This is a genomic window from Paracidovorax cattleyae, from assembly GCF_900104515.1.
In the GTDB taxonomy this organism is placed as follows: domain Bacteria; phylum Pseudomonadota; class Gammaproteobacteria; order Burkholderiales; family Burkholderiaceae_C; genus Paracidovorax; species Paracidovorax cattleyae.
In genome coordinates this window covers 42,640-65,802 of the sequence record NZ_FNJL01000010.1, presented here as the reverse complement: position 1 = coordinate 65,802, position 23,163 = coordinate 42,640, and the positions used below count along the sequence as shown (strand labels likewise).

General features: G+C 68.9%; 27 protein-coding genes, 1 tRNA gene and 1 pseudogene. 3 read left to right on the top strand and 26 right to left on the bottom strand.

From position 1 onward, the window contains the following. Positions 1-91: 91 nt before the first annotated feature. Complete coding sequence (locus BLR05_RS10100; protein ID WP_092834264.1) at positions 92-1,909, top strand: DEAD/DEAH box helicase; 1,818 nt, start codon at positions 92-94, stop codon at positions 1,907-1,909. Positions 1,910-2,184: 275 nt separating this feature from the next. Next, on the top strand, positions 2,185-4,044 hold the full coding sequence (locus BLR05_RS10095) for a M14 family metallopeptidase (protein WP_092834262.1): 1,860 nt from the start codon (positions 2,185-2,187) through the stop codon (positions 4,042-4,044). A gap of 41 nt (positions 4,045-4,085) precedes the next feature. On the opposite strand, the pseudogene BLR05_RS10090 reads toward BLR05_RS10095, so the two are convergent. Next, positions 4,086-5,842 (bottom strand): annotated as a pseudogene (locus BLR05_RS10090) (cation:proton antiporter domain-containing protein). 183 nt (positions 5,843-6,025) lie between these two features. On the opposite strand from BLR05_RS10090, the gene BLR05_RS10085 reads away from it, so the two are divergent. After that, positions 6,026-6,102 (top strand) — tRNA-Arg (locus BLR05_RS10085). 37 nt (positions 6,103-6,139) lie between these two features. On the opposite strand, the gene BLR05_RS10080 is transcribed toward BLR05_RS10085, so the two are convergent. From BLR05_RS10080 to BLR05_RS09965, 25 genes are all read right to left on the bottom strand, one after another. After that, on the bottom strand, positions 6,140-6,361 hold the full coding sequence (locus BLR05_RS10080) for a helix-turn-helix domain-containing protein (protein WP_092834260.1): 222 nt from the start codon (positions 6,359-6,361) through the stop codon (positions 6,140-6,142). Beyond that, positions 6,358-6,852: a hypothetical protein gene (locus BLR05_RS10075; protein WP_092834258.1), complete on the bottom strand. Its 495-nt coding sequence runs from the start codon at positions 6,850-6,852 to the stop codon at positions 6,358-6,360. The genes BLR05_RS10080 and BLR05_RS10075 overlap by 4 nt, the downstream gene beginning before the upstream one ends. Further along, the gene (locus BLR05_RS10070) at positions 6,836-7,063 is read right to left on the bottom strand and encodes a hypothetical protein (protein ID WP_092834256.1); all 228 of its coding nucleotides are present in this window, start codon (positions 7,061-7,063) and stop codon (positions 6,836-6,838) included. The genes BLR05_RS10075 and BLR05_RS10070 overlap by 17 nt, the downstream gene beginning before the upstream one ends. Further along, positions 7,060-7,230, bottom strand: coding sequence for a hypothetical protein (locus BLR05_RS26530; protein WP_167361233.1), 171 nt, complete (start codon positions 7,228-7,230; stop codon positions 7,060-7,062). The genes BLR05_RS10070 and BLR05_RS26530 overlap by 4 nt, the downstream gene beginning before the upstream one ends. A 97-nt stretch (positions 7,231-7,327) precedes the next feature. Next, positions 7,328-7,597 (bottom strand): hypothetical protein, encoded by a 270-nt coding sequence (locus BLR05_RS10065; protein ID WP_092834253.1) that lies wholly within the window; start codon positions 7,595-7,597, stop codon positions 7,328-7,330. Then, positions 7,594-7,959 carry a hypothetical protein gene (locus tag BLR05_RS10060; protein ID WP_092834251.1) on the bottom strand — a complete coding sequence of 122 codons (366 nt, stop codon included), beginning with the start codon at positions 7,957-7,959 and terminating at the stop codon, positions 7,594-7,596. Before BLR05_RS10060 ends, BLR05_RS10065 begins: the two co-directional genes overlap by 4 nt. Then, positions 7,956-8,177, bottom strand: coding sequence for a hypothetical protein (locus BLR05_RS10055; protein WP_092834249.1), 222 nt, complete (start codon positions 8,175-8,177; stop codon positions 7,956-7,958). Before BLR05_RS10055 ends, BLR05_RS10060 begins: the two co-directional genes overlap by 4 nt. After that, positions 8,174-8,584, bottom strand: coding sequence for a hypothetical protein (locus BLR05_RS10050; protein WP_092834247.1), 411 nt, complete (start codon positions 8,582-8,584; stop codon positions 8,174-8,176). The genes BLR05_RS10055 and BLR05_RS10050 overlap by 4 nt, the downstream gene beginning before the upstream one ends. Further along, positions 8,571-8,951, bottom strand: coding sequence for a hypothetical protein (locus tag BLR05_RS10045; protein ID WP_107204748.1), 381 nt, complete (start codon positions 8,949-8,951; stop codon positions 8,571-8,573). The genes BLR05_RS10050 and BLR05_RS10045 overlap by 14 nt, the downstream gene beginning before the upstream one ends. A 5-nt stretch (positions 8,952-8,956) precedes the next feature. Continuing rightward, complete coding sequence (locus BLR05_RS10040; RefSeq protein WP_092834243.1) at positions 8,957-9,379, bottom strand: structural protein P5; 423 nt, start codon at positions 9,377-9,379, stop codon at positions 8,957-8,959. Beyond that, a complete protein-coding gene (locus BLR05_RS10035) occupies positions 9,376-9,693 on the bottom strand; it encodes a hypothetical protein (RefSeq protein WP_092834241.1) in 318 nt (105 codons plus the stop codon). Before BLR05_RS10035 ends, BLR05_RS10040 begins: the two co-directional genes overlap by 4 nt. A gap of 1 nt (position 9,694) precedes the next feature. Next, positions 9,695-10,315 carry a hypothetical protein gene (locus BLR05_RS10030; RefSeq protein WP_152034219.1) on the bottom strand — a complete coding sequence of 207 codons (621 nt, stop codon included), beginning with the start codon at positions 10,313-10,315 and terminating at the stop codon, positions 9,695-9,697. Further along, complete coding sequence (locus BLR05_RS27140; RefSeq protein ID WP_244160080.1) at positions 10,315-11,268, bottom strand: hypothetical protein; 954 nt, start codon at positions 11,266-11,268, stop codon at positions 10,315-10,317. Before BLR05_RS27140 ends, BLR05_RS10030 begins: the two co-directional genes overlap by 1 nt. Then, a complete protein-coding gene (locus BLR05_RS10020) occupies positions 11,265-12,176 on the bottom strand; it encodes a carbohydrate-binding protein (protein WP_092834237.1) in 912 nt (303 codons plus the stop codon). The genes BLR05_RS27140 and BLR05_RS10020 overlap by 4 nt, the downstream gene beginning before the upstream one ends. After that, a complete protein-coding gene (locus BLR05_RS10015) occupies positions 12,173-17,512 on the bottom strand; it encodes a phage tail length tape measure family protein (protein ID WP_092834235.1) in 5,340 nt (1,779 codons plus the stop codon). Before BLR05_RS10015 ends, BLR05_RS10020 begins: the two co-directional genes overlap by 4 nt. A gap of 72 nt (positions 17,513-17,584) precedes the next feature. Then, positions 17,585-17,905: a DUF1799 domain-containing protein gene (locus BLR05_RS10010; protein WP_092834233.1), complete on the bottom strand. Its 321-nt coding sequence runs from the start codon at positions 17,903-17,905 to the stop codon at positions 17,585-17,587. 17 nt (positions 17,906-17,922) lie between these two features. Continuing rightward, entirely contained in the window at positions 17,923-18,342 is a 420-nt protein-coding gene (locus tag BLR05_RS10005) for a phage tail assembly chaperone (protein ID WP_092834231.1), read from the bottom strand. Positions 18,343-18,440: 98 nt separating this feature from the next. After that, positions 18,441-18,962: a phage tail protein gene (locus tag BLR05_RS10000; protein ID WP_244160079.1), complete on the bottom strand. Its 522-nt coding sequence runs from the start codon at positions 18,960-18,962 to the stop codon at positions 18,441-18,443. Positions 18,963-19,200: 238 nt separating this feature from the next. Beyond that, entirely contained in the window at positions 19,201-19,704 is a 504-nt protein-coding gene (locus tag BLR05_RS09995; RefSeq protein ID WP_092834227.1) for an HNH endonuclease, read from the bottom strand. 67 nt (positions 19,705-19,771) lie between these two features. Continuing rightward, positions 19,772-20,128, bottom strand: coding sequence for a DUF3168 domain-containing protein (locus BLR05_RS09990; RefSeq protein WP_092834225.1), 357 nt, complete (start codon positions 20,126-20,128; stop codon positions 19,772-19,774). Further along, entirely contained in the window at positions 20,125-20,655 is a 531-nt protein-coding gene (locus BLR05_RS09985; protein WP_092834223.1) for an HK97 gp10 family phage protein, read from the bottom strand. Before BLR05_RS09985 ends, BLR05_RS09990 begins: the two co-directional genes overlap by 4 nt. After that, complete coding sequence (locus tag BLR05_RS09980; RefSeq protein WP_092834221.1) at positions 20,652-20,981, bottom strand: phage head closure protein; 330 nt, start codon at positions 20,979-20,981, stop codon at positions 20,652-20,654. Before BLR05_RS09980 ends, BLR05_RS09985 begins: the two co-directional genes overlap by 4 nt. Before the next feature lies 1 nt (position 20,982). After that, a complete protein-coding gene (locus tag BLR05_RS09975) occupies positions 20,983-21,306 on the bottom strand; it encodes a head-tail connector protein (RefSeq protein ID WP_092834219.1) in 324 nt (107 codons plus the stop codon). Positions 21,307-21,309: 3 nt separating this feature from the next. Continuing rightward, positions 21,310-21,765 carry a hypothetical protein gene (locus BLR05_RS09970; RefSeq protein WP_092834217.1) on the bottom strand — a complete coding sequence of 152 codons (456 nt, stop codon included), beginning with the start codon at positions 21,763-21,765 and terminating at the stop codon, positions 21,310-21,312. Positions 21,766-21,826: 61 nt separating this feature from the next. Further along, positions 21,827-23,074 carry a phage major capsid protein gene (locus tag BLR05_RS09965; protein ID WP_092834215.1) on the bottom strand — a complete coding sequence of 416 codons (1,248 nt, stop codon included), beginning with the start codon at positions 23,072-23,074 and terminating at the stop codon, positions 21,827-21,829. Positions 23,075-23,163: the final 89 nt, after the last annotated feature.

Below are 23,163 nucleotides of genomic sequence, written 5' to 3'. Positions count from 1 at the left end.
GAATCCCATCTGCCTTGACTGGACGCAGCCCCTTCCCCCGGGACCTGCGACAGGCCGATGCCTCCCGCGCCCGGAGAGGGCGCTTCCTTGAATGACTTTTGACGAACTGAATCTGGCACCCGCCATTCTGAAAGCCGTGCACGAGCAGGGCTACGAGACCCCCACCCCCATCCAGGCCCAGGCCATCCCCGCCGTGCTCGCGGGGCACGACCTCCTCGCCGGAGCCCAGACCGGCACGGGCAAGACGGCAGCCTTCACGCTGCCCATGCTGCACCGCCTTTCGCAAGGATCGGCGCCGAAGAGCAAGTTCGGCGGCAAGGGCGTGCGCGCCCTCGTGCTGACCCCCACGCGGGAACTCGCCGCCCAGGTCGAGGAATCGGTGCGCGCGTACGGCAAGTACCTCGACATCAATTCCACCGTCGTCTTCGGCGGCGTGGGCATGAATCCGCAGATTGACCGCATCAAGCGCGGCGTGGACGTGCTGGTGGCTACTCCCGGCCGCCTGCTGGACCTGCAGCAGCAGGGTTTCCTCGACCTCTCCACGGTCGAGATCCTGGTGCTGGACGAAGCCGACCGCATGCTGGACATGGGCTTCATCCACGACGTGAAGAAGGTGCTGGCCCTGGTGCCCCGCGACAAGCAGAGCCTGCTGTTCTCGGCCACCTTCAGCGACGAGATCCGCGAACTCGCCAACACCCTGCTCAAGAACCCGCAGAGCATCCAGGTCACGCCGCGCAACACCACGGTGCAGCGCATCACCCAGGTGATCCACCCCGTGGGCCGCGGCAAGAAGAAGCAGGTGCTGCTGCACATCATCCAGCAGCACAACTGGAGCCAGGTGCTGGTCTTCACCCGCACCAAGTTCGGCGCCAACAACGTGGCCGAGTTCCTCACCAAGAACGGCGTCACCGCCATGGCGCTGCACGGCAACAAGAGCCAGAGCGCCCGCACCCAGGCCCTCGCCGGCTTCAAGAGCGGCGAGATCCGTGCCCTGGTGGCCACCGACATCGCCGCGCGCGGCATCGACATCGACGAGCTGCCGCACGTCGTCAACTACGAGATTCCCAACGTGCCGGAGGACTATGTCCACCGCATCGGCCGCACCGGCCGTGCGGGTGCCAGCGGCGAGGCCGTGAGCCTGGTCTGCATGGACGAGGAAGGCTTCATGATGGAGATCGAGCGCTTCACCAAGCAGGAGATCCCGGTGCAGGTGCTCGACGGCTTCGGCCCGGAGGAAGGCGAGAAAGCCGAGCCGATCGCCATGGGCCGCCAGACCATCTGGGGCGGCGCGGGCAAGCCGCCCAGCCGCGAGGTCATGCAGGCGGCTGCCAAGGCCGCGCGCAGCGAGATGATGGAACGCATCCGCACCAACAAGGCCACCCAGGGTGAGCGCAGCGGCGGCGGCAAGTCCGGCGGCGGGCGCGGCGCGCAGGCCGGCCAGGGCGAAGGCGGCGGCAACGGCGGCCAGAAGCCCCAGCGCGGCCGTGGCGGCGCGCAGGGCCAAGGCCAGGGCCAGGGCCCGCGCGCGGGCCAGCCCCGTGGCCACGGCAATGCCAATGGCAACCCCGGCAACGGCGGACGCGGCAACCGCGCGCCCCGCAGCGAAGGCGGCGGTGGTGGTGGCGGTCATCGCTCCGACGACCTGCAGCCGCGGCGCGAGAATGCCCACCTGGGCACGCAGCTCGGCACCCACCTGGGCCCGGCGCGCCATGGCAGCGGCAATGGCGGCGGCCAGCCCGATCCGATGCGCACCAGCGTGGACAGCATGTCCAGCGGCCGGCGCGGTGGCGGCTTCCGCAGCGGCGGTGGTGGCGGCGGCGGCTACGGTGGCGGCGGTGGTGGCGGCTACGGCGGTGGCCGTGGCGGCAACCGCGGCCCGCGTGGCGGTGGCGGCGGCTACGGGCGCTGAACCCGGCGCACTCCCGCATTCACTTTCCATCGATGCGCAGCCCCCTTGCCGGGGCTCTGCATGGTGCGCACGGCGCGGCACGGGCGGTCTTCGGACCGTTCCGTGCCGCGCCGTTTGCCTGAGGGCTTCCGCGCAGACGCGGTCCGGGCGCCAAGGGCACCCCGCTCCGGTGGCCGGGCCGCGGCACACGGGGCTGCCACCGACACGGACCGCCCGCGGCGCCGGGTAACATCGGCCCCGCCTGCCATACACGGCCCCACGCGGCCCGATCGACCATGAACCAGCCATTCGACGCCCTCCGCTCCTCCAGGACCGCCGGCCCCGGCCTGCCGCCCCGCGCGCTCGCCCCCCTGGTCCTGGCCATCGCCGTGCTGGCGGCGGGCTGCAGCAGCACGCCGCTGCCTCCCTGGCCTGCCAGTGCGCCGACGCCCCTGCCCTCCACCGCGCAGACGCGTCCGGCCCCGCCGCGCGCCGTGCCCCCGCCGCTGGGCACCACGCGCGCGGAAGTGGTCACCACACCGATCGCAGACACCCCCATCGTGCCGCAGCCGGGAGGCGCGTCACCCCCTGCCGCCGCCGCTGCGCCGGACGAGGCCCTGCCCTATTCCACCGCCGTCGCGGCGCGGTTCCCCGATCCGTCGGTGCGCTACGACACGCCCGGCCTGGCCGACGGCCGCCGGGCCTTCACCACCAACGCCGAGGCTTCGCAGTGGCTGCACAGCCTCGCACCCCAGGCGGGCAGCGCGACGAAGACGGCGGTGATCGAATGGGGCCGCTCGCAGCGCGGCGTCCCGCTCGAGGCACTCGTGGCCACGCGCGGCGCCGGCACCTCGCTGCAGGAGCTGGACGCCAGCGGCCGGCCCACCGTGGTGCTGATCGGCCAGCAGCACGGCGACGAACCCGCGGGCGCGGAGGCGCTGCTGGTGGTCGCGCGCGAACTCGCGCAGGGCCTGCTGGAGCCGTTGCTGGACCGCATCAACGTCGTCGTCGTACCGCGCGCCAACCCGGACGGGGCGGAAGCGGGCACCCGCGTGACCGCGAACGGCACCGACATGAACCGCGACCACCTGCTGCTCACCACACCCGAGGCCCAGGGGCTGGCCCGGCTGGTGCGGGACTACCGCCCGATCGCCATCGTCGATGCGCACGAATACACCGTGGTCGGCCGCTTCCTGCAGAAGTTCGGCGGCATCCAGCGCTACGACGCGCTGATGCAGTACGCCACCACCGCCAACGTGCCGGAGTTCCTCACCAAGGCGTCGCGCGAGTGGTACTACCAGCCCATGTCGGCGGCCCTGCAGGGCCAGGGGCTGACCAGCGACTGGTACTACACCACCTCCACCGATCCGGCAGACCTGCGCGTCTCCATGGGCGGCACGCGCCCGGACACCGGCCGCAACGTGAATGGCTTGAAGAACGCGGTCAGCCTGCTGGTGGAAACGCGCGGTGTGGGCATCGGCCGTGCGCACATCCAGCGCCGGGTGCACACCCAGGTGACGGCGCTGACCAGCGCGCTGCGCAGCACGGCCGAGCGCGCCGCCAACCTGGAGCAGGTGCGCTCGTTCGTCGCGCGCGACACGGTCGCGCAGGCCTGCCGCGGCGAGGTGGCCGTGGATGCGGGCCCGACCGCCACGCAGCGCGATTTGCTGATGCTCGATCCGCAGACAGGCGCCGACAAGACCGTGCGCGTGGAATGGAACTCGTCGCTCGACCTGCGCACCCTCACCAGCCGCCCGCGCCCCTGCGGTTACTGGCTCGGCGCTTCCGCCGGCGAGGCGGTGGACCACCTGAAGATGATGGGCGTGCAGGTGATGCGCGTAGCCGAGCAGGGATCGCTGCTGGCGGACACCTACCGCGAGACCGCGCGCGACACCGCTCCGCGCGAAGACGTGCGCGGCACCGTGGCCGGCGCGGCGGACACCGTCCGCGTGAAGGTCGAGACGGTGCGCACCGCCATCGACGCGCCCGCGGGCAGCTACTACGTGCCGCTCAACCAGCCCCTGGCCAACCTCGCGGTCGCCGCGCTCGAACCGGACACGCAGAACAGCTATTTCGCGAACCGGCTCATCGGCTCGCTGGGCGACATGGCCCGGGTGATGAACACGCCGACGCTGGTGTTCGAGGAACCGGACTGACCCGAACCGCGGCACCCGTGCGCCCGGCAGGCCCCGGCGGCTCAGACGGACGCGTGCCGCTCCTCCAGGGCGCCCGGCACGGTGGCGGCCTGGCGCTCCTGCTCCGCCGCCATGGCCACCACGTGGGTGGTCATGGCCACGGCCAGTGCCTCCTCGCCCAGGAAGACCTTGCCCACGCCTTCGCTCTCGAGCAGTTGCGCCTCCTCCTCGTTGTGGGTGCGCACGACGGTCTCGATGGCGGGGTTGAGGGTGCGGGCGGTGGCGACGATCTGCCGCACATCCAGCGTGTCCGGCGTGGCGATCACCAGCATGTGGGCGCGCGCGATGTGCGCCTGGATCAGCACGGCCGGATCCACCGCGTCGCCGGCGACGGCGGCCACGCCCTGGCCACGCAGCCGTTCGACCAGTTCCCGGTTCTGCTCGGCCACCACGTAGGGAATGTCGCGTGCCGCCAGCGCCGCGGCGATGCGGCGCCCCACCCGGCCGTAGCCGACCAGCACCACCTGCCGGGCCAGATAGCGCTGGTGCGTGCTCTGCGGCAGTTCCGCCAGCGGATCGGCGCGCAGCTCCAGCTGCCGCGCCCAGGCTGAGCGGGCCCGCAGCCAGTCCTGCAGCGGCGCGATGGCGCGGAACAGGATGGGATTGAGCGCGATGGAAAAGAGCGCGCCGGCCAGCACCAGGCTCGCGCCCTCCGGCGGCAGCAGCCCCAGGGATGCGCCCAGGCCCACGAGGATGAAGGAGAACTCGCCGATCTGCGCCAGGCTGGCCGACACGGTGAGCGCAGTATTGAGCGGATAGCGGAAGGCCAGCACGAGCGCGGCCGCCGCGAAGGTCTTGCCGAAGATGATGATCGCCACCACGGCGAGCACCTGCAGGGGGCGCTCGAGCAGCACGCGCGGATCGAACAGCATGCCCACGGAGACGAAGAACAGCACGGCGAAGGCATCGCGCAGCGGCAGTGATTCCTGCGCGGCGCGGTGGGCGAACTCCGACTCGCGCATCACCATGCCCGCGAAGAACGCACCAAGCGCGAACGACACTCCGAACAGCGCGGCCGAGCCGAAGGCGATGCCCACGGCCGCCGCCACCACGCACAGCGTGAAAAGCTCGCGCGAACCCGTGCGCGCCACCTGCCACAGCACCCAGGGAAAGAGCCGCCGCCCCACGAGCAGCATCACGGCCACGAAGCCTCCCACCTGGGCCAGTGTCCAGCCCACGGTCTTCCAGAGCGGGGGATGGGCCACGGCATCGGCCGCGCCCTCCGGCGTGCCGCCCAGCCAGCCCGCCACGGGCGGCAGCAGCACCAGGACCAGCACCATCGCGAGATCCTCCACCACCAGCCATCCCACGGCGATGCGGCCCGTGTAGGAGTCGAGGATGCCCAACGTCTCGAGCGCGCGCAGCAGCACCACCGTGCTGGCCACGGACAGGGCCAGGCCGAAGACCAGCGCCCCCCGAGGCCCCAGCCCCACCAGGTGGCCAGGCCCACGCCCAGCAGCGTGGCCACGGCCATCTGCACGATGGCGCCGGGCAGCGCGATCTTGCGCACGGCGAGCAGGTCACCCAGGGAGAAGTGCAGACCCACGCCGAACATCAGCAGCATGACGCCGATCTCGGCGAGCTGGCTGGCCATGGCCCCGTCGGCCACGAAACCGGGCGTGTAGGGCCCGATCGCCACGCCCGCCAGCAGGTAGCCCACCAGCGCGGGCAGGCGCACCCGCGTCGCCAGGAAGCCCAGCAGCAACGCCAGGCCGAGGCCGACGGCGATCGTATGGATGAGGGCGACGCTATGGGACATGTGTCAAAGGATGGGCTTTGGCAGCGCTCAGAGCGCGGGACGGGCGGCGGAATGATCTCGTTGCATTCCGTTATAACCGCAAACCGGCCCGGCGGCGATGCCCTGCTGCCCTCGGGGCTCGCGGCCGCGCAGGTATGATCACGGGCCTCGGAAGGGCCGCGGCAGCCGGCTTCCTTCCCACATCTGCCCGTAGCTCAACTGGATAGAGCAATTGCCTTCTAAGCAATAGGTCGGGGGTTCGAGTCCCTCCGGGCAGGCCAGCATTTCCCCTCTGAGAACTGCAGATCGTTTGAAGTCTCAGGGAGGAATCGGGGAGGAATTCCACTCTCCCAGCCCCGCGGCCAGTGCCGCGCAAGCGAGCCCCACGGCCCGGCTCGGCTGCACCGGCTTGCCCGTTGTGCGGCTGCGCCCAGCCACCCAGTCAGCGTAGGTAGCCCGGCTCACGCCCAGGGCCCGGGCGGCGGTGTCGTAGGTGTAGCCCATGGCAGCATGCCAAGCGCGGAGGTCTTCAGAGGTCATTGCGCAAGGGTCCAGCCCTTCCAGCTCTTGGCGCGTCCGCCCTTGATGTTCAGGATGCCCGCCGTCGCGTTGCACCACTCCCCGCCCGTTCCCCTCTTGCCACCTGTCCGCTTCCACGCCACGTCAGCTTCGGCGAACAGCGCTGCATGTGAGCGCACGAAATCGTAGAGGTTGCGCACCTGGTGGCGCTCGCCGCTGGGCGACACCAGCACCCAGTCCACGGCGTGGACGTTCTCTGGGCCGCGCCCGGCCGCCGGGGACTGCCGGGCCGCCGCAGTGGCGGCCGGCTGGGTGCGAGCAGACTGCGCCCTGCGCTCGGGCCGCTGGTTGATGGCGGCAACATCGGGCCTCTTCCAGGTGGGCGAATCCGTCGGCACCCCGTGCTGGGTGCGCCGCTTCGCCACCGTGTGGATTGAGGCGCCGACCTCCACGGCCAGCACCGCATTGGACTTCGCCCAGTCCAGGGATTCCCAATCAGCGAGCTTGCGCATCCAGAGCCGCCAGCGCCTTTCGCTGGTTGAGCGAGGACACGACCCCGGCCCGCATCATCACCAGGATGCCTGTGGACTTGACTCGCGCCAGTGCACCGATCTCGTCCCCGCGCTGCACCGTGCCCAGCATTTCCCAGCCCGGCACAGCCGCGTGCTGGTAGAGCCGCCAAGGGCCGTCCAGCGTGATGGTCAGTTTGGCGAGGTTGCTCAAGCCAATTCCTCGGGGGTGATGGTGCCTACGTGGCCGGCGAAAAACCAGCCCTCCACGTCGGAGTTCGGCATGGTGCCGAAGGCATGGATGTCGCCGCTGGCGGTGATGCGGTACTTGCGGGCGCCGAACTTGGCGATCAGAGCTGCGCGGATTTGAGCGATGGTCATTTTTTCTTCCTTGCCCCCTCATACGGGGAGGCGCCGCGGTGATCACTGCGATCACCATGGAGCGAATATTAGTCTCTATTTGAGACGATGGCAAGCACTATTTTGCGATGGGAGCCCGGCACGCCTCCAGCGCCACCAGCAGCAGCCCCTCGTAGCCCTCGCGCCGCTCGATCTCCGCCATGGCCGCGCGGGCGAAGTCGTCCAGCGTGGCACCGGGCTGCAGCGCTTCCGTGGGCATGGCTGGGCGGGCGGGCACAGGCTCGCGGCACTCGACCGGCACGGGCACCCGCACCTCCACGGTCTCCACGCGCGGCGTGGCCGCGCAGCCGGCCAGCAGCGCCGCCAGCAGCAGGATCGCGGCCCTCATGGCTGCGCCCTCCCCTGCAGCCAAGCGTCCACCCGGTGCTGCGCGCTGGCGCATGCATCGCCCGGCACTGCCGGTGGAGCGGCCAGGATCGCGTCGGCCTTGCGGTCATGGGCGGCTGCCCGGACGCCGGCCGCCCGTCGCGCAGCCTCAGCCTCGCGGGCCCGGCGGTCGGCCAGCGTGCGCAGCTCGTCAACCGCAGTGCTGCAGGCCTGAGCCGCACCGCGCACGCCGGCCAGCTCCTGACCCTTGGCAGCCAGCTCGGCCCGCGCGGTGGTCGCGTCGTCGCGCGCACCGAGCCAGGCCCAACCCGTCGCGATGTTGCCCACCACCAGCACGGCCAGCACGATCTGCACCGGCGTCATGGCTGGCTCCCGGCGCAAGCGGCGTACATGCGGACGATGGTCTGCGTGTGCGTGCGGCGCTCCAGGCCAGACGCCCCGGAGCGCAGCTCTGGCAGCGGCAGGCAGTCGCGGCGAGCGATAGCGGGCGCGGCCGGCTCCGCCTGAGCGGCCGGCGGCTCAGGTGGCACGACGCCACAGCCGGCCAACAGCAAGGCCCCGAGGATGGTGATACGGATCATCGTGCGGACCCCTTGATGCGCTCGTTGGCGCGCTGGATGGTGGTGTTGATGGCCTTGCGCTCGTGCTCGGGGACAGCCGCGGGCACGCCCGCTGCCCTGGCCGCCTTACCGGCGGTGGCCGCCGCTGCTTGCGCCGTTTCCGCGGCCGTGGCCGCCGTATCGGCCGCCGCGGCGGTGAGGTCGGCGGCGCGTGCCACGCGACCCGAGAGCGCGCCCAGGGCAATGCGGTTGGCTTCCTGCAGCCGAGCGATCTCGTCCAGGTGGTCCTGGCGGTCCTCGGCCAGCATGCCGCGCATGCGCTCGACGCCGGCCCAGTAGCCGATGCCGGTGCCACCGCCGACCATCCCCAACAGCATGGCGCTGCCCGCGATCACCGCGCGGGCCCGGTGCAGATCAGGCTTTTGCATGGACTTGCTCCGTCAGCTTCTGGACCTGCGCCTGCAGGCTCGTGATTTCGTCGGTGGCGTTTTGCAACTGACGCTGCATGCCCTCGAGCTGCCCCTGCAGCTTGCCGAGCGCAGTGATCGCCTCGTTGCGCTCGCGGGCGAAGTCATCCGCCCGCTTGTCGGCCTGGGCGCGCGCGGCGCGCTCCGCCTCCAGCAGCTCTTTGTAGACGTTGATCGCCGACACGCGGCCGGCGTCGTCCGCACGGTCCGCCGCGCCCCGGCTCAAGTACTGGCGGAGGAACAGGAAGCCGCTGGCCACGGCCGCCGCCGCCGCGCCCAATGCGCCGAAGGGCCCGCCCGGGAAGTTGTTGAGGTCCGGCGAATCCATCGGCATCACTCCAGCGCCAGGCGCACGGCCTGGTCGATCAGGTCGGCGGGGTACGGCTGCTGCCCGTTTTCGTGCCGCACGATGGCCTCGACCAGCAGCGCCAGCACGTCTGGGTGCTCGATGTTGAGCTCGTCCCGGACTGCCACGTCCATGGCGCGGGCCACCGCCTGAGCATATGCGCTGGTGTTGTTTTCGACGCTCGGCGCCCAGCGGCCGATGATTGCCTCCACCGTGTTGAGTCCGCGTTTGCGGTAGTACGAGAGCAGCACCTTGGCCAGTGCCCGGAGGCCCCAAACAGGCGCCGTGAAAACGACGAAGCGCGGATCGCTGCTCTGGTCGGCAGCCATGCCCTGCCAGCGCTCGCTGGTGCGGTCGATGTTGCCGGGATTGTTATTGCGGATGCCACGCGGCGGCAGGACGGTGCTCATGGATGCTCCTCAGCGCGCACGGGCGCGTCGATGATTTCGGAGGGGTCGATGTCGTGCCCGGCGGCCTGCAAGATGGCCAGGCCCGCAGGCAGGTCGGGGTTGTCCAGGTCGATGAAGGCGCGGACGCTGGCGTCGCGCACCACGGCCCGGACCTGCGGCGACTCGTCGGCCAGGATGGCCCACTTCGCGGGCCCGAAGCGGTCGTAGAAGGCTCCCACGCTGATGCGCCGCGCGGGCGCCGCCGAGGCCACAGGGATCTCGGGGAAGGCGCGCACGGTGGCGCCGCCGAGCTGAAATTCGATCATCTCGGCCATGTCATGCCTCCGTCCGCAGCGAGTAACCGACGTACTCGGTAGAGCCGGTCCAGGCCCGGTACGTCGGGGTGATCCAGATGACCAGCGATCGCCGGAACACGATCGAAGCGCCGGGCGCGGCTATGACGTCGTCGCCCACCTTGAACGAGGAGCCCATCACCGTGACATAGTGGGGGCCTGCAGCGGTGGACTCCCACTCGATCAGCTTGCGGCCGTCCGTCCAGATCTCCGAGCGAAGGCCTGCGGTTTCGCCGCTGTTGGCGCTGCGGAATGCCCCAGCGTGCAGCAGCTGCCCACGGCCAGTGACCGAGAGCACCTGGGTGCGCGTCGCCTGCGCGATGTTGGTCTGCGCGGTCTTGGTGATGCCGCGCACCTGGTCCGGGTACGCCTGCGGCATCGTGTACCCGATCGGCGCCGCGGTCGTACGCGTGTAGCTGGCCGCTACGTAGTTGGTGAGGTCGTCCGCCGGGTCGGTGCTGCTGGTTCCCGTGGCCGCCACGCGCCGGTACACCTCCTTGTCCAGCGGGCTGATCACCAGCGCGCCCTGCTCGATCGTGGCCGAGGCGGACCACATTTCAGCGGAGCCGCCCCCGCCCTGTCCGAAGAGTTTTGCTCCATCCATTACACGATCCCCCTGGTGTTGTCCTGATAGCGGAGCCCCGGAGAGCTCCAGTAGCGCGCCGACAGCACCTGCATGCCCAGCGCCCGACCGCGTACCGGCGTGGAACCGAACGCCACGCTGTACTGCGCCCCGTTGCCGATCGCCTCGATCCACTGGATGCGGTCGTTGGTCGCCCACGTCGTGGGCATCGTCAGCGTGATGCCGGCCGCGCCGATCACGTAGCACCTGCCGGCCTGGGCCGTGGTGTTGGTGGTGATCAGCACCAGCGGTAGATCGGAGCTGTCGCCGCCGGCGATCCCCAGCACCCAGTCCGAACGGGACGCGGTGCCGCTGCTCGTGGTGATGAGCATCTGCAGCGCTCCGGTGGCGCGGTCGTAGCTCGTCACCGATCCCGTCATCTGGGCGGAGGTGTCGCCCGCGCTCGTGATGACCAGCCGCATACCCTGAGCGAAGGCCCGGCCCGTCTCGATGCTGAAGCTCTTGGCCCCCGTGCCCGGCACCATGCTCGTGCTGCTGCTCGCCGTCAGCACCTGGGCGCCCATGGCCAGCGTCTGGTCGCGCGCGGCCTCGGCGCCGGTGCGGGCGGTGGCCGCCGCGCTGGCGCTGCCACTTGCCGCGTCGCGCGCTGCCTCGGCGCCAGTGCGGGCAGTGCCGGCAGCGGTGGCGTGCCCGCTGGCCGTGTCCCTCGCCGCCTCCGAGCCGGCCCGGGCCGTAGCTGCGTTGGTCGCCTGCGTGCCGGCGGTTGTGGCCGAGCCCGCGGCCGCGGTCGCGCGTTCCTGCGTGGCCGTCGCGTTGGTGTACACGTTGGTAGCCACTGCGTTGATCTGCGGCACCATGCCGACCTGCGCCGCCACCGTGGCGAAGCCCTTGGCATTGAAGTCTGCCGGCGTGTCGGTCGGCAGCGGTGCCGGCGGCAGCGCGTCGATGCTCGGCGGAGAAACGATATCGGTCATGTGAGCCCTTCCAGCTCCAGCTCGGAGTCCGAGTAGTCGTAGTAAGAAATCACGATGTCGAAGCTCTTGTAGAAGCCGTACACCGTGGTCGATGCGTAGCGCTCGGTCCCCACCCACAGACAGGGCGTTGCGCGCACTTCCGCCAGGAAGTCGTTAAAGGAATCGACCTCGGCAGCGGTCAGCAACAGGGAGAAGCTCGCGCGTTTCGCGAAGGCCCGCTCCACGACCACCACGTCGCCGAACTCGGTGCGCTCCTTGCGGCTGTAGTCCTGAATGCCCACGCGCGCGCCGGCCTTGACGCCGAGCCCGAACGTGCGCACCTGGCCCAGCAACAGCACCCCCACCGCCAGCGACGCGCCGCCGGTGAGATCGATCAGCACATCCGCGCCCGGAAAGCTCGGCAGGTCCATCTGGACAGACTGCGTGGGCATGCGCCGCTCGCCGAAAAACCATTGCCACCAGCCAGCCGCCACAGGCTGGCGCGAGAGGTCCACCGTCTTGTCGTACACGGTGCCGTAGGCCGGATCGATCACGCGCACGCGCATGCTCGTGGTGCCGGCCAGGTTCAGCGCCGCGAGCGACGTGATCGCTTGGCCCGGCCGCAAGCGGTACTGGATGCTCGATGCCTGCACGGTCTGCGAACTCACGGACCTGTCGAAGACCTTCCACCGGTTTGTGGCGCCGACCTCCACCCACCAACCTGCCGTGGCCGTTGGATCCTTGCCCACGTTGCCTTCCTGCACGCTCTGGTACACCTTGTGGGCACCTACGTGCATGACGCGGGCGCCCACCGCGTAGGTGGTGCCCGAGGCCCAGGCTGGATAGTCGGTCTCGGGCACGTTCGTGCTCACAAGCATTGCCGTGGTGACGGCGATGGGCCGAACCACGGTCAGCGACTTGATGCTCATGCGGTCTGCTCCTCTCGTTGCGGCGGTGTGCCGTCTCCGTCCCATCGCTCCAGCACCTTCGCGATGCGCGCGTTGAGCCGCAGGATCTCGCCGGCCTGCTGCCGGTTCTCCGCAACCAGCTGCGCCACCAAGGCCTCCAGCCGTTCCGACCGCCCGCCCTGCTGGCCTGCATCGATCGCGGCCATCAGGGCCCGGTTGTCGGCCGCCGGGATGATCCGCTCCCCTTTGTGGACGATGGCCGGCATGTCCCGCGGCACGTAGTTCGTGCCCACGGCAAAAGCCGGCACGCCCACCGACGCCGCTGCCTTCACCCAGTCCGAATAAAAGTAGCCGGACAGGATGGACAGGTCATCCAGCGTCCCGCCCGCGCCCTTGATGGCGGTGAGCAACCCCAGAAGATCGCCCGTGCCGTCGAACGTGTGATACAGCGGCGACAGCTTGTCCAGCCGCTCGATCAGCGCCTGGTCGATGACGGGCGTGTAACCGATCGATGTGCCAAGCGACGTGACCCGTCGGTACTTGGTCTCCGCAGGAGGTGTGGCGCCCGCGCCAGCACCACCGCTGCTTCCTCCCCACGTAGCCGCGGAGCCCAGCATCTCCGGCTTGGTCTCGTACACCCCACTGTTGATCGCGCCCGCGATCTGCTTCACGGCCTCCGCAATGGAGGTCGTGACGTCGAAAGTACCGTTGGCGATGTCGATCTGCCGGCGCCAGTACGCCAGCATCTCCTGCTGGGCCTTGAGCTGCTTGTTGATGCTCTCGGTCTGGAGGTCCAGCGCCTTGGCCTGTGCCTCGATCGCGGCGATCTGCTGCTCGGCCGCGGTCTTCTGCTTGCCGCTGATGCCCTCCAGCCCCGACAGCATGCCGGCCAGCACCAGGCGGTCCCGGTCCTCGTCGAACTGCGTGGCGTAGCCCTTGGAATCCAGCCCGCCGCGGGCCGCACCAATGGCCTCCTGCAGCTGCGCTTGCTCGGGCAGGTATCCCGTGGTGCGCGCCGTCGCCAGCGCCTGCTCCACGAACGCCCATCCCTGCGCCGCCTGCATGGACGCCGTGCTCTCCACCTGGCCGTACAGCTCGCGCGCATTGCTGCGCACCAGGTCGAAAACGCCGGTGATGAGGGACAGCGACTCGTCGGCCAGCGTGCGCTGCTGGCCCAGGGCCGTGCGCTGCGCGTCGATGGCTTCGAGCTGCGCGTTCAGCCGCTCGTTCTCCAACGTGATGGCGTTCTGCAACTTGCCGTAGGCGTTCTCGCGGTCCTGCCGGAACTGGGCCGTCAGCGATGCCGCGTCCTCAAGCTCGTAGATGCGCCGCACCAGCTTGGCCAGTTCAGGATCCAGCTTCGTGAGCGCGTCCACCTCCTGATTTCGCCGCAGGGCCAGGGCCTCGCGGTCCTTGCCCTGGGCGATCAACAGACGCTGCTCAAGATCGAATCGCTTGTCCGCGATGTCCTTTTCGCGCTGCTTTTTCGCCGCGTCGTCCGCCGCCGTCGCCAACTGGTCGAATGCTCCAGCCAGCTGCAGCAGCACGGCGTACGCCTTGCGGCCCGCCTCGGTGTTCAGGTCCTGCGCCTCCACCAGCTTGCGGTACTGGGCTCGCGCGTCGCTGGCGTCGATGTCCGGCAGCTTGATGTCCACCGTGCCGAGCTGCTTCTCCAGCTGCTTCCTCGCGGCCTCCCGCTGCTCCTCGGCGCTGTAGAACTTGGCGAAGTAGTCCGCGCTCGACGCAGTGAACTTGTCCACGCCGCCGAACAGCTCCACCAGCTTGTCCGCCATGTCCCCGCCCTGGAGGCTCGCGGCGTACATGCTGTGCCCCAACGTCTCGAACACGCCGTTCGTCGCGGCAAGGCTCGTGGCCAGCCGCGTGAGCGTGTCGAGAGAGCTCTCCCCCGACTTCTGCAGCAGCTTGAACGCGTCCAGGTTCGCCTGGGCTGCAGGATCCACCGGCGGCGCGGCTGCCGCGTCAGGGTTGACGCCGAACAGGTACTTCCGGTCCGTGGCGGCTTCCTGGATCGTGGTGGGCAGCCCCAGGATCAGATCGGCCATGCTGATGCCGAGCTTCTGGAATTCCTCCTGCAGCTTCTTCTGCGCGTCCTCGGGGCTCAGCCCTTGCAGGCTGACCTTGATGCGCGCGGTGAACTTGTCGAGGGCCTCGCCACCCAGTCCGAGGACTTTCCCCATCTCCTTGATGGAGTCGCGCATCGTGGTGTACTGGTCCGCGAACTGTTTCCGCGTGGCCTCGTCCAGCTCCGAATACTTGGTCTTGTTAGAGCGGAGAAACCCTCCCTTGTAGAACTGGTAATACTGGCCCTCGAACCCCTTTTCGCCGCCGAAAGTCCCGTCAATGCCAGTGTCTGCCAGCTTGCGACCAAACACCCGGTTGACGAGGCCGCCGATCGCGCCACCGATGGCACCGCCCATCGGGCCACCGAAGATGGAGCCGATGATCGTGCCAGCGTTGACCGCGGTATTGCCCGAGCTGCCGATGGCGGAATAGCCGCCGGAGATGAACTGCCCGGCCATGCGGCCGATTCCAGCACCTGCAAGGTAGCTTCCGGCGCTGCCGACCATCGTCGCAAAACCACCCGGCGCGCCGAGTGCTGCACTGGGGTTCAGGAAGTTGAGCCCTCGCTGCACGGTGTAGGCGATCTCGTTGGCGATCGAACTGAACCCACCGGTGATCGCCGAGTAAATGTTCTTCCCGATCGACAGGATGTCGAGCGCACCGGAGCCGCCACTGCCACCCCCCATGATCCCGTTCGTGATCCCGGAGATCGCCCCCGACACCGGCGTTAGGATGTAGCTGCTGATCGGGCGCAGCACCAACGTGCTGAACATGTTCTTCAGCGTGTCGCGGAAGTTCTCAGCGAACCCTTTGCCCGACTCGAAACCGCGCAGTAGCGCATCCGTCAACGACTTGTTGATCTCGTCGGCCGTGCGGTCCCAGTCCTGCTGGATGACCTTCGAGACGGCGGCCTCGCCCTCGATGCGCTTCGCCTGCTCCACCTTCGCGCGCTGCTCGGCCTTCGCGACCCGCTGCTCGTCGTCGCCTTCTGGCATTCGGCCGATCTTGGCAAGCTCCTTGGCGTACTTCAATTCCACCTGGCGCAGCGCTACGATCTTCTCGCGCTCCAGGCGCGTGAGGCCAGCCAGCTTGCCCTCGTCCTCGTAGAGCTTCGCCTGCTCCTGCGCGGCGCGCAGCAGTTCGTCGGTGTGCGCGTTGATCGTCTTCAGGTCGCCGGCCTGCAGCGCGCGCACCCAGCGCTCTTGCGCATCGATCGCGGCGTCCATGGCCGCCAGGTACTCGGGCGTCCACGGCCCCGCGTCCTTCGCCATGTCGCGGGCGAGCTTGGCCTGCTCGAGGTTCATCTCGGCGATGGCCGTCTTCGACTTACCGTAGGTGGCGTTCGCCGCTTCCTGGGCCTCGGCCTGCTTGTTCGTGGCGTCAGCGCCCTTGTACATGCCGTCGAGGAACTTGCGGTAGGCGGCGTCGGCTTCGTCCTGGGACTTGATTCCCTTTTCGATCTCGCCACGGGTCTTCTGCAGCACCACCAGGCGCTCAGCCTCCGCGAGGGCCAACTGCTTCGCGGAACGGGTGCGACCATCCAACTTGCCGGCCAGCTCCTCCTGCAACTTGGCCACCAGTTTCTCGCCCTCGGTGAGCTTGCCCGCCTCCGCGCCGCGCTCGCGCAGGCGGGCGATGTACGCCTCTTCCTCCTTGATTTTGGCGCGGATGGTTGCGACCTCGGACTGGCCGGCCGCGGCGGATTTTTCCTTTTCCTTCTCCTTCACCTTGGTGATATCGGAAACGACAGTGAGGTAGTCGCGCTCGAGCTGCTGACGCTCTTGCGTGGTGATGCCCTCTTTCGACAAGGCCTCCACATATTTCGAGGTCGCATCCAGCACTGCACGGCGCTGCTTTTCCAGGTCGCTCTCGCGCTTGACGGCCTCCTGCGTCAGCTCCACGCCGGCCCTCACCGCGGCATTTGACTTTGCCTTTGCTTCGGCCACCTGCAGTTCGGATTTCTCCTGGTCTTCGAGGAGAGCGATCAGTCCTCGCTGCCGCTCGATATCCTGCGCGGCGCGGGTGCCCGCCAGCAGGTTGGGGCCGGCCGTTTGCACCATGCTCCCCAGCTGGTTGCGGGCGATTGCAAGCCGATCACCTGTGGTCTGCGGCGCACCAATCTTCTGCAGGTTCGCCAGCGCTCCCGACGATTCCTCCTTGATCGCGCGCCAAGCGCGTTCGATGAACCCAAGGCTCTCGACCACCTCCTTGCGCCGAGAAGCCATGGCATCGGCATACGCCCCGAAGGCCTTGGTGACGGCCTCCTGCTCTTCGCCTTGGGCCTTGAGGGCGGCAACCTGCTGGTACACCTCCAGCGTGAGGAAGCCGTACTTCTCGTTGAGTTTGGCCAGGGCTTGCACCGGGTCTTTGCCCAGCTCTGCGAAGTCCTTCACCAGGTCGGAAACTTTCTGGCCTGTGACCTCGACGCCCGCGGTAACCCCGCGCAGTGCAGTGGTCAGGTCAGCGCCCAGGATGGTTCCCACGCCCGCAAGCTCCAGCGCCGCGGAACGAGCATCGGCAAAGCGGCCCGTCACGGCTCCGGCCTGTTGCGCAAGCGCTGACAGGCTGGTTGCAGTCTGCCCGGACGATCCTCCCGACGCGATGACCGCGCGAGTGAACGCATTGGCTTGCTCTGCGCCCTGGTAGTACGCGACGCCCAGGGCTGCCACCGCTGCAGCGGCCACGGAAAGCGGGTTGATCAGCCCCATCACGTACCCGCCCATGGCGCGCACTGCGTTGCCGGCGCCACCGAATTGGTCCTTGATCTGGGCGCCCTGCTGCAAGAAGACCGTCAGCGGCGCCTGCCCGCCCTGGAGCGAAACGACAATGTCGCTGAACTGCGCAGGCAGTCCACGGAGCGCCGCAGCCGTCTGGGCAGCCGACACGCCCATTTTGTTCAGTGAACCGGACGCGACGCGCTGAGCCTCCTCGGCCTGCCGCAGCTGGTCGATGTAGGGCTTGAGCACATCCACGTTCGCGTTGCGCTGCTTGGCCAGGGACTCGAAATAGGATGCGGTGCCCCGTTCGCCAGCCTGCGCTGCCGCCGTGGCGCGCTCAATGCTGGCGGCGATGGACTTGGTGGCGCCGTCCATCTTCTGGGCCGCGGCGGGCGCACCGTCGCCAATGGCCTGGATGCCTTTGGCGGCCTGCTGGCCGGACTGCTGGACGTCCTGGGCCATCTCGCGCACGTCGCGCTTGATCTCGTCCACGCCCCGCTTTACGCCGGAGGCGTCCACGCCGAAACTCAACTGGGCTTTTCGTTCTTCGTTGGCCATGGCGTGTCCAGAAATGCAAAAGCCCCACGGGGTGCCGCAGGGCTTGGTATTGATGGCCCCGTAGGGCCGGCGTCAGGAGCCGCGGCTCACTTTTGCCTGTTCCGATCGCTCAGCGAAGATCGTGAGCGCCTCGGACTCAATCACCTGGATGTCGTGGAAGCGCTCGTCGTACTCATCGGGGTCGAGGTCGGCGCGGTCCAGCTCATGGAACAGCACGCCGTAATCCAGCGCGATCGCACCGGCCATGCCCACGCGCCACTGGTTGCAGATGCGCGACCACAGCGCATACACGGGCCAGTTCTCCGGCCACACCTCGGTCGCCTTGCCTGTGTAGTCGCTGCGCTGGAGCCCCCACGCGGCGAGCTCGGCGTCGCTCGCCTCGGGCTCGTACATGGACCGCGCGATCGCGGTCAGTTTCCCAGGCGGCCTTCGGTGATGGCCACGCGGTAGGCGTCCACGATCGCCTCGCTCGCAGCCGGCAATTCGTCGGAGAGCTGCTGCAGGGATTCCGCACTCAGGTCCACGTCGAGGTTCCAGCCGACCAGGATCTGGAGCATGTATTCCGCGTTGGTGCCCACCAGCTTGTCGAAGTGGTCGCGCAGGCTCCACGGCTTCTCGGACACACCTTCTTCCGCCGTGGCGGCCTCGGCGGTGGCCTGGGCGCCCGTCTTCTCGGCCTCGGCCCGGATGCCATCCACCAGCGCGCCGAATTCCTTGCGCGTCCGATACCTGAACACGCACTCGATGGTGCCCTTGCTGCCGTCCAGCAGCGGAACGGAGACGATGCGCTTGAAGGTCTCGGGGCGCTTGCCCAGTACGATTTTTGCCATGGTGTTGTGCTTTCGGAGAAGAGAAAAAGACCCTCGCCGCATACGGTCGGCGGGGCATGAAAAAGGGCCCCGAAGGGCCCTGAGGCAGAAGCGGCGGATCAGGTGCCCGACTGGTAGCGCACCGGGCGGCCTTGCAGGGAGATGGTGGCGCGCACCTGCATCACCTGGCCCTTGGTCAGCGTGGGCGTTTCGTTGAACGACACGTAGCCGTTGTAGAGGATCACCGAGCCATTGGGCAGCGTGATCTTGATGGCGCGGATGGCGCGGGCCTCGCCGGCCGCCTTCAGGGCCTGGTAGCCGGGCAGCGTGGGGTCATCGCCGATACCGATCTGGATGGACTGCGCAGCGGTCACGGTGGGCAGCTGGCGCTCGTAGTCTTCCTCGAGGAACGAGAAATTGGCGAACTGCTGGTCACCGCCGTTGGTCGTGAATTCCAGGATCTGCGGGATCTGCGTCCAGGCGAGGATCTCGCGCAGCGAGCCGGCCGAGGAGCCCGCGGGGAAGCGGTTCACATCGGTGGTGTCGGTGCCGGCCACCTCGAGTGAGTTGGTGGCCACGTTGGCGGTCTTGAAGATCCGCTCGCTGATCTTCTGCCAGCCGGTCTTGAGCTCGAAGAACACACCGTTGGCGAGACCGTGGGCCGTGCTGGTGGCGACGCCCGGCGCCGCGTTGGAAATCGCGCTGATCGCCTTGGCGGTGCCGTAGGAGGTTGCGATGGCGACGGTCGCGCCGTCGGGGAGAGAGACTGCGATGATAGTTCCTTCCCGCCCGTTATACGGGCGTCAGATATGCGCCCGCGAGGGCAGTTCTCCCGCGTGCGCGGGCGTTAGTGAAAGCCCGTCAGGGCTCGATCAGCACTCAGGCCGCGAAGCCCGGGTGCAATTTCCTTTTCGCGGCCATGTAGGCGGCGTGCGCCTCTTCTGCCGTAGCGAACATCCCGATGTGGATGAACTTTTTCGCCACCTGAATCCGCGCCCTGAACTTCCCGGACTGCTTGCACATCGCTGCGCCGAGCAGGCCCGAGCGACTGTCAACACGGGCCCGGCGTTTGTTCTGCGCGTTCACCACGGTCCGCACATCGCGGAGATTGGCGATGCGGTTGTCAGAAGGGTCGCCGTTGATGTGGTCGATTTCGTGCTGTGGACAAACGCCATGAACGTGCAGCCAGGCCAGCCGGTGCGCGAGCCACTTCTTTCCGACCAGGCTCACCACGAGGTAGCCGGCAAGGCTCCCGTGCCCGGGCATGTCGGCGGCGTCACCGATCCGGTGGCACTGCGCCGTGCGCTTCCTTCGCGTGAACCTCCCGGTTTGCGGGTCGTAGTCGAGCGCTGCACGCACGGCCTCTGCCGTCAGTTCGTTCATCGGGTGCTCCAGAAACAGAAAAGCCCGCGCGCGGCGGGCTGGTTGAAGGTTGGTCAGAGGCCGGAACTCAGGTGCGCGCGCCCCAGACACTGAAGGTCTGCAGCGCGCCGGTGAGCTCGTCGCCGTCGTCGTAGGCTGAGGTGGGCTCGGCCCGCGGCGAGGCCTGCAGCGCAGTCGAGGCGCACAGCGTTTCTTCGATGCCGCGCAGCAGGTCCAATGCCGCCTTCGGCGTGGTGGCCCAAGCGGTGATCTGGATGTCGGCGTGGCGCGTCGGCGGCGCCGAGTTGTCGAGGAAGCGGATCGGCTCTCCACCGACGTGCTGCCACACCACGTAGGGCGTGGGGGTGTCGTAGGGTGCGGTCATCGGGAACACCCGCGGGCATTGCGTGCGCAGCGCCGCAACCAGGTCTTCTTCCAAGCTCATGCCGATCCCCTCTGCGCGACGCGGCGCCGCATCTCCGCCTCGGCGGCCTTGTAGGCTGCATCCATGACCGACGCTGCACCGCGCACGAACGCCTTGCCGGGCACGATCCGCGGCGCGGGCAGCGTCAGGTAGTAGGCATCCTTCTGCTCGCGGGTGGCGCGCCGGCCGGGGCGCGGCTGGCCGTCCATCCCTGGGCGCACCACCGGGCCCATGCCGTCGGGGCGGTACACGTAGCGCTGCAGGTAGCCGTACTCCACCAGGTGCCCATGGGGCGCCTTGCGGTGGTTCCATGACACGTCATAGGTGGCCTTGCCGTCGCCGGACTTGCTCGCGCTGTACGCCTGGTAGATCGATGCCGCCAGCTTGCCTGTCCGGCGCCCCAGCCCGGCGACATTTCGCTGGACCTGTTCGTAGAGCACCTGCGCGCCCGCCTGCGCTGCGGGCCGCACCGCGGCCTCCGCTTCATCGCCCAGTTCGTCCAGGTAGCTCTCCAACCCGGTGGTGTCGGCATCGACGGTGAAGCTCATCGGGCCACCTCGCACACCAGATCAACGTGCTCTCGACCCGCAACATCCGGCAGCACTGCCTGCACGTCGTAGACCGTGCCGCCGTGTAGCACGCGCATGCCGGCGGCCAGGTCGGTGCGCCAGCGCACGCGGATGGACGCCTTGACGGTGGACGCCTGGGCGTCCGCCTTGATGGCGCCGAGCCCGGACAGCGTCTTGATGCTGGCCCGGGCCTTGCCGACCTCGGCCCAGTTCTCGGCTCCCGGCACCGGAGAGCCCCAGGTGTCCGTCGCCGTGCCACGGCGCTGGATGGTGATGCGGCGGTTCAGGTCTCCTGCTCGCAGCATGTCACGCTCCCCCGTCGAAGTTGATGTACGGCTGCAGGAGCCACTCCGCGCCCATCGGCACCGGTGCGCGGGAGCCTTCGGCCACCGCCTCGCGGTTGGCGAAGAGGTGCCCCAGGATCAGCAGCGCAGCGGAGTTGATCGCCTCGTCCGCCACCACGCCATAGAGGTCTTCCGGCGGCACGGTGTCCGCGTGCACGCGGCGGAAGATCTTCCCCTCCACGGCGAGGTATGCCGCCCGGAGCCACGTCTCGATCAGCGCGTCCTGGGCTTCATCGGCCTCCACGCGGAGGTGCTCCCGCGCCGTCGGGAGGTCGATCTTCGGCATCCCTCAGTCCTTGGGGTAGGCCCGGGCGGGGAAGCCATGCGCGCGGGCGTAGGCCACCGCTTCCGGCGTCGTGTCGATCGAGTCGGCGTGCTGCTTCGCGAGCTTCTCGGGCACGCCCTCGATCACGTCGTTGGGCTCGAAGCGCACCGCGCCGAAGGTGATGGCCGCCAGCACGCGGCCGTCCACGGCCTTGCCGGACGCGGCTGGCGCTGCGGCGGGATCGGGCGCGGCTTGCACGTCCGGGCGCTCGGTGGCCTTCGCGGTGTGGTCGATGGTGTCCTTGCCGCCGTCGGCCAGCACCTGCTCCGCCGTGGCGGACGCGCTGATGCCGTTCTGCTTGCGCACCTCGTCGCCGTTCGCCGTCTTGGGGTCGGCGGCCGTGTTGAGTTCGCCGTCGGGCACGGTGACCTTGTCGCCGGTGGCGGTCGGGACCGTGGAAGTGGGTTGCTGCTTCGCCATGATGTAGCTCCTCTAAACAGGTTGGGTGATGCGCCCGGGCGCGGTGCCCGGGCCTGCGCCATCAGGTGGCGGGGTGCTGGTAGGCCTTCACGGCGCCGCCGACGTCGATCAGGTTGCCGCCCGAGCGGCAGAAGGCGACGAAGCCCACCTGGCCCTTCAGCGTGTACGCGCTGTCGGTCATGCGGAACAGCGTGACGTCCATCACGTCGCGGATCAGGTACTTCGACATCTGGCCGAACAGGATGGACTTGGCGCTGGCGCCCGGTCCAGGCATGTTCTGGTTCAGCACGATTTCGCGGCCCAGCAGGCGGTCGGGCGCACCGCCGGGGTTGCCCGCTTCGTAGCCGGGCACGAAGATCGGGCGACCCTGCGTGTCCTTGATCTTGCGGACGGCCTTGAGCATGTCGTCATGCAGCATCAGCTTCGAGCCGGCGCGGTAGATGGGGTCCACCGAATGCTCCAGGTCCACCAGGTCGTCATAGGTGACGGTGGTGGTCTGGCCCGTCGCGCCCACCTTGCCGACGGGCGCTGCGGTGGCGAGGCCGCGCGGCTGGCCGGTGCCGGTGCCCACGGTCTGGTGACGGTTCTGGATGCGGTACAGGCGCAGGGCCAGGAGGTTCCGGATGTAGGCCTCGATGTCGAACATCGAGTCCTGCAGCAACTCGAAGGGCAGCGCGATCGACTTGGAGCTGTACTTGTAGACGTCCAGCGAGGCCTGACCGAAGGTCGTCTCGCCCACCGATACGGTGGCGTTCTGGCCGACGATCTCGCCCTCCTCGGCCGTGGCGTCCGAGGTGGGGAACAGCATCTGGGCCCCGGTGGACGTCTGGATGGTGCTGGCCACCGCGCGCACGCCGCCCATCATCTTCATGGCTTCGACCAGCGAGCGGCTGAACTCCGTCGCGACGGTGTAGCCGCCTTCGGAGCCGGTCGTCGTGGACATGGCCGCGCGAATGTCGGGGTTCTGCCGGGCCAGCAGGGCCTGGCGCTGCTCGGGCGTCAGCGCGGAGATGCCGCCCGTCAGCATGGCACGCAGCGCGCCGGCCTCGGGCGAGGCACTGCCGCCGCCGGCGGTGGTGGCCGCGTTGGCGGCGGCTTCGTGCTCGGCGCGCTCGTCGCCAGCAATCTGCGCCAGGCGGTTCTCGCGCGCGATCTCGCCGTCGATGGCTTCGATTTCGGCCAGCACGGCGTCCATTTCCGCCGCGTCCGCTGCCGGCATGCGCTGGTCGGCGGGGGTCTTGGCGTTCAGTTCGTTGGCCTTCTTGGCCTTGGCGTCGCGCTGGGCGCGCAGTTGAGCGAGTTTGCTCATGGGATACCTTTCGGATGTGACCGCTCGCGCAGGTCGTAGGGACGTAAAAAAGCCGCCTCGGTGGGCGGCCGTTCTCAGCTGCGCGAGGC

Bases quoted from the DNA above. Each gene is read 5' to 3' on its own strand.
- BLR05_RS10100 (WP_092834264.1), top strand. From the start codon at position 92: ATGACTTTTGACGAACTGAATCTGGCACCCGCCATTCTGAAAGCCGTG.
- BLR05_RS10095 (WP_092834262.1), top strand. From the start codon at position 2,185: ATGAACCAGCCATTCGACGCCCTCCGCTCCTCCAGGACCGCCGGCCCC.
- BLR05_RS10080 (WP_092834260.1), bottom strand. From the start codon at position 6,361: ATGACCTCTGAAGACCTCCGCGCTTGGCATGCTGCCATGGGCTACACC.
- BLR05_RS10075 (WP_092834258.1), bottom strand. From the start codon at position 6,852: ATGCGCAAGCTCGCTGATTGGGAATCCCTGGACTGGGCGAAGTCCAAT.
- BLR05_RS26530 (WP_167361233.1), bottom strand. From the start codon at position 7,230: ATGACCATCGCTCAAATCCGCGCAGCTCTGATCGCCAAGTTCGGCGCC.
- BLR05_RS10065 (WP_092834253.1), bottom strand. From the start codon at position 7,597: ATGAGGGCCGCGATCCTGCTGCTGGCGGCGCTGCTGGCCGGCTGCGCG.
- BLR05_RS10060 (WP_092834251.1), bottom strand. From the start codon at position 7,959: ATGACGCCGGTGCAGATCGTGCTGGCCGTGCTGGTGGTGGGCAACATC.
- BLR05_RS10055 (WP_092834249.1), bottom strand. From the start codon at position 8,177: ATGATCCGTATCACCATCCTCGGGGCCTTGCTGTTGGCCGGCTGTGGC.
- BLR05_RS10050 (WP_092834247.1), bottom strand. From the start codon at position 8,584: ATGCAAAAGCCTGATCTGCACCGGGCCCGCGCGGTGATCGCGGGCAGC.
- BLR05_RS10045 (WP_107204748.1), bottom strand. From the start codon at position 8,951: ATGGATTCGCCGGACCTCAACAACTTCCCGGGCGGGCCCTTCGGCGCA.
- BLR05_RS10040 (WP_092834243.1), bottom strand. From the start codon at position 9,379: ATGAGCACCGTCCTGCCGCCGCGTGGCATCCGCAATAACAATCCCGGC.
- BLR05_RS10035 (WP_092834241.1), bottom strand. From the start codon at position 9,693: ATGGCCGAGATGATCGAATTTCAGCTCGGCGGCGCCACCGTGCGCGCC.
- BLR05_RS10030 (WP_152034219.1), bottom strand. From the start codon at position 10,315: ATGGATGGAGCAAAACTCTTCGGACAGGGCGGGGGCGGCTCCGCTGAA.
- BLR05_RS27140 (WP_244160080.1), bottom strand. From the start codon at position 11,268: ATGACCGATATCGTTTCTCCGCCGAGCATCGACGCGCTGCCGCCGGCA.
- BLR05_RS10020 (WP_092834237.1), bottom strand. From the start codon at position 12,176: ATGAGCATCAAGTCGCTGACCGTGGTTCGGCCCATCGCCGTCACCACG.
- BLR05_RS10015 (WP_092834235.1), bottom strand. From the start codon at position 17,512: ATGGCCAACGAAGAACGAAAAGCCCAGTTGAGTTTCGGCGTGGACGCC.
- BLR05_RS10010 (WP_092834233.1), bottom strand. From the start codon at position 17,905: ATGTACGAGCCCGAGGCGAGCGACGCCGAGCTCGCCGCGTGGGGGCTC.
- BLR05_RS10005 (WP_092834231.1), bottom strand. From the start codon at position 18,342: ATGGCAAAAATCGTACTGGGCAAGCGCCCCGAGACCTTCAAGCGCATC.
- BLR05_RS09995 (WP_092834227.1), bottom strand. From the start codon at position 19,704: ATGAACGAACTGACGGCAGAGGCCGTGCGTGCAGCGCTCGACTACGAC.
- BLR05_RS09990 (WP_092834225.1), bottom strand. From the start codon at position 20,128: ATGAGCTTGGAAGAAGACCTGGTTGCGGCGCTGCGCACGCAATGCCCG.
- BLR05_RS09985 (WP_092834223.1), bottom strand. From the start codon at position 20,655: ATGAGCTTCACCGTCGATGCCGACACCACCGGGTTGGAGAGCTACCTG.
- BLR05_RS09980 (WP_092834221.1), bottom strand. From the start codon at position 20,981: ATGCTGCGAGCAGGAGACCTGAACCGCCGCATCACCATCCAGCGCCGT.
- BLR05_RS09975 (WP_092834219.1), bottom strand. From the start codon at position 21,306: ATGCCGAAGATCGACCTCCCGACGGCGCGGGAGCACCTCCGCGTGGAG.
- BLR05_RS09970 (WP_092834217.1), bottom strand. From the start codon at position 21,765: ATGGCGAAGCAGCAACCCACTTCCACGGTCCCGACCGCCACCGGCGAC.
- BLR05_RS09965 (WP_092834215.1), bottom strand. From the start codon at position 23,074: ATGAGCAAACTCGCTCAACTGCGCGCCCAGCGCGACGCCAAGGCCAAG.